The organism is Immundisolibacter sp. (assembly GCF_028696615.1).
GTDB lineage: Bacteria > Pseudomonadota > Gammaproteobacteria > Immundisolibacterales > Immundisolibacteraceae > Immundisolibacter.
In genome coordinates this window covers 1-3,362 of the sequence record NZ_JAQVGQ010000262.1, presented here as the reverse complement: position 1 = coordinate 3,362, position 3,362 = coordinate 1, and the positions used below count along the sequence as shown (strand labels likewise).

General features: G+C 72.4%; 4 protein-coding genes. All 4 read right to left on the bottom strand.

Going from position 1 to position 3,362, the window contains the following annotated elements; translation table 11 throughout:
* Positions 1-423: 423 nt before the first annotated feature.
* Positions 424-549: a hypothetical protein gene (locus PHC73_RS12900; protein ID WP_300129014.1), complete on the bottom strand. Its 126-nt coding sequence runs from the start codon at positions 547-549 to the stop codon at positions 424-426.
* A 30-nt stretch (positions 550-579) separates the two neighbouring features.
* Entirely contained in the window at positions 580-1,578 is a 999-nt protein-coding gene (locus PHC73_RS12895) for a hypothetical protein (RefSeq protein WP_300129011.1), read from the bottom strand.
* Positions 1,579-2,022: 444 nt separating this feature from the next.
* Complete coding sequence (gene rtcA, locus PHC73_RS12890; protein ID WP_300129008.1) at positions 2,023-3,045, bottom strand: RNA 3'-terminal phosphate cyclase; 1,023 nt, start codon at positions 3,043-3,045, stop codon at positions 2,023-2,025.
* 5 nt (positions 3,046-3,050) lie between these two features.
* On the bottom strand, positions 3,051-3,362 hold a 312-nt coding region (locus tag PHC73_RS12885; protein ID WP_300129005.1), incomplete at its 5' end, for a cold shock domain-containing protein.

Genomic DNA, 3,362 nt, shown 5'->3' with positions numbered 1-3,362 from the left:
CGATGCCGGCCAGTGCGAGGTCGGCGCTGGGCGCATCGAGGACGACCTCGGCGCAGGCCCGGCCCAGGCTGCCAAACCCGATCACCGCCAGGCGCAGACGTTTCATGGTTCACCTGCCAGGACATGGATCATGAGGGCCGCCTTCGTCCACCGGCCGGCTTCACGCGCTTTGCGCCCGGGCCGTGAGGCCGTGCGCCCAATCGAGGATCGGCCGCAGGCGCGGCGCCTGGTCGAAATCCAGCCAGCGAAAGGCATGATGCTCCGAGCGCCGGGCTGAGCGGCAGCGTCAGCTCGCCCTCCTCGACCAAGCCCTTGGGGAAGTCCCAGTTACGGTAAGCACACAGCAGCAGGCATTGCCAGCCCGCCGGCAGCCGGCGCAGCACGACGATGCCGGCCGCCCGCTTGCCGGCGTGGGCGCCCCCTTCAGGCCGCCCGGCCACGGCGCTGCTCCAGCAGCAAAAGTCGCACGGCCCGATACAGGCGCCACAGATCGGGCAGGTCCTGGCCCCAGAACGACGCCTCGAACGCCCGCCCCAGGCGCAATTCCACATGTCCCAGGACGCGGTGGATGACGAGCACCTACGCCTGGCCGGCGGGCACGGCGCGCGCCAGCGCCAGACTTTGCGTGTAGGGGATGAGCGGGTCGTCCTCGCCCGCCAGCAGGATCAGCCGCGCACGCAGCGCCGTCAGGTCCTTGTCGTGCAGGGTCAGCGCATCCAGCACGCCGCGCACCGCTACCGGCAGGGCCGCCAGACGGGCGGGCACCGCGGCCGGGTCCGGATTGGTGAGCAACCGGTAGATGCTGCGGCCTTCGGGCCCGAGCTCGCGGGCCAGCGGAGCGAGGTCGGCGTCGAGGTTTTCGAGCTTTCTTCGTGCCATCTCGCCCAACAGCCACCGATCGCGGGCATCGCGAAGGTGGGGGCGCGCGCTTTCCAGGAACACCCACTGCCCGTAAGGGTCCGGTGTCCGCTGCCGCCAGCGCCCGTCCACCCGGTAATGCCCGGTCGTGGCATAGGTCAGCACCTCGTTCAGGTCGTAGTAGCCGCCGATGCCGACCACAAAGCGCACCTGTTCGCGGATGGCGGGGTCCAGCGCCGCCAACACCGCAAAGCCGACCGCGTAGCTGAACGCCACCATGCCGGCCCGCCCCTGCGGCGCCCAGTCGGGGTGATCCACCAGATGGCGAAAGGCGGCGCTGATGCGCGCCACATCGCCCGGCTGCACCTGGCGCAGCCGATAGGCGGGCAGCGACGGCGCCAGCACGGCGAAACCGGCGCGCGCGAGCGTCTGGGCGAACGCCGCCAGGCGTGGGTCGCGGTGGCCGAGCGGCACCACGCCCGGCACCAGCACCACCCCGGCCCGCGGCCGGCCACGCCCGGGCAGGTACAGATCGCCGTCGAGCGGCTCGCCATTGCCGGAAAAGCGCATCTCGACCCGCCGCGGCGCGGCCGTCAGCGCCTTGAGCGGGCTCGGCGCCGCGCCGGCCACGATGTCCGTCAGGACCAGCGCCGGAGCGATGAGATTGCGCATCCACGACAAGCCGAAGATCGCCACCGCCAGCAGGATGATTACGGCCATGGCACCGGCCGCACGGCGCGCCGGCCGGCGCACAAACCCGCTGCGCGCGGATACGCGTGAAGCCGCCATACCGTTCACCCTCCTTGGCCTGCCCGCGACAACCGGCTGCGGCAAGGACAACGGCCGATCGACGGGGCGCTTGCCGTCCGCGGCATCCTGCCCAGGACGTCACAAGACGTAAGCGCTTCCCTGACATTGCCACAGCAGCGACACCTGCCCGGGCGACACGCCGCGGCCAGCACCCGGCGGCCGTGGCTGGGCGACTTCACGGGATGGCCCGCTCGGCATTTAACAGGCCGTTGAAAAACCTTTTTCAACGGCCTGTCAAGGCAAGCCGGGGATGGCTTGCCCCCCAATCAAGCGCGTCCAGCGCTTGATTGGGGGCGGCTCGTTGCGGACATGTGCCGCGACGAGCCGAGTCGAAAAAGGGCAGGAAGCCTTTTTTCAACGGCCTGTTAGCTCCACCCGCACCGCGCCGGCCGATTCCTGCACCTGCGCGCAGGCGCCGAGCAGGCTGTGCAACAGGCCGAGCGTGGTGCGGGCATGCGAGCTCAGCTCGCGCGCCCGAAACAGCGACCGCCCGCCGGCCAGCGCCAGGTACACCAGCAGCTGATCGGCGGCGTGCACGTCCAGGCTGGCGCCGGCGGCCAGTTCCGCCGCCAGCGCCGTGCCGACCGCCTCGCCGAGCGCCTCGGCCGGCACGCCGCGCTCGGCCACGGCGGCGGCGCCGAGGTAGCTGTGCTCGGTGTGCGCCCATACCACCACCGCCACGCCGGGCCCGTACGAAGTCGACGGGTCGAGCACCTCGGCGCGAATGTCCGCCTGCGGCAGGTGCCGGCCGGCCGCCGTTGCCATGCGCTCGGCAATGGACAGCGGCAGGCGCGTCACGTGCGCCAGCCCGTCGATGGCCAGCAGCCGGCCGGGCTGCGCCAGTTGCAGCGGCCGAAGGCGCGGGCAGGGCGCCACCTGCGCCAGCAGCACGCCGCCGCCGCGGGGGTAGTAGCCGCGCCTTGGCGCCTGCACCTGGAGCGCCAGCCCGAGGCGGCCGAGCAAGGGCACCGTCACCTGCGCCAGATAATCGAACGGCGGCGCCGCGCGCACGTCGGTGCCGCCGATCAAGCGCAGCGTGGCGCCACGCCCGTGCGCCGCCAGCACCGGCAGCAGCGTGTGCAGAACCAGGATCACGTTGCCGGCGGTGCCGACGTCGACCGTCAGTTCGTCGCGCAGCGTCGCGCCGGGCCAAAAGCTCAGCGCCGCCGAGCGCAGCTCGGCGCCCTCGAGGCGGCCGCCGCACAGCGCCGCCACCGCCTGCGCCGCCGCCAAGTGCTGTGGCGCCAGCCCCGGCGGCCGCCGGGCGGCGCGTATGTTCTCGATGTGCAGCGGCGTGCCGGTCGCCGCCGCCAGCGCCAGCGCCGTGCGCAGCAACTGGCCGCCGCCTTCGCCCTGGGCGCCGTCCACCCGCCACACGGCGTTCAGCCGATCGGATGGTGCTTGCCGACCCGGTGCACGGTGCTGGCCTGCGGCCCCTGGTCGCCCATCTCCTCGACGAAGCGCACTTCCATGCCGACTTCGAGCCGGTCGAAGTCGCCGTCCACCAGCGCGTTGCGGTGGAAGTAAACGTCGCACCCGTCGGCGGTTTCGATGCGCCCGCAATCGAGCTCCGGCAGCAGCTGGCTGATGCGGCCGTGCGCCGGCGCCGCGTGCTGCTTGACCTGGCCGCGGCGTTCGCGCTCGACATCCTGCAGGCGCCGCTCGACAGCATCGAAGGCATCGCGGATGGCCAC

Coding starts and splice junctions, on each gene's coding strand:
- PHC73_RS12895 (WP_300129011.1), bottom strand. CDS start 1,578: ATGGCCGTAATCATCCTGCTGGCGGTGGCGATCTTCGGCTTGTCGTGG.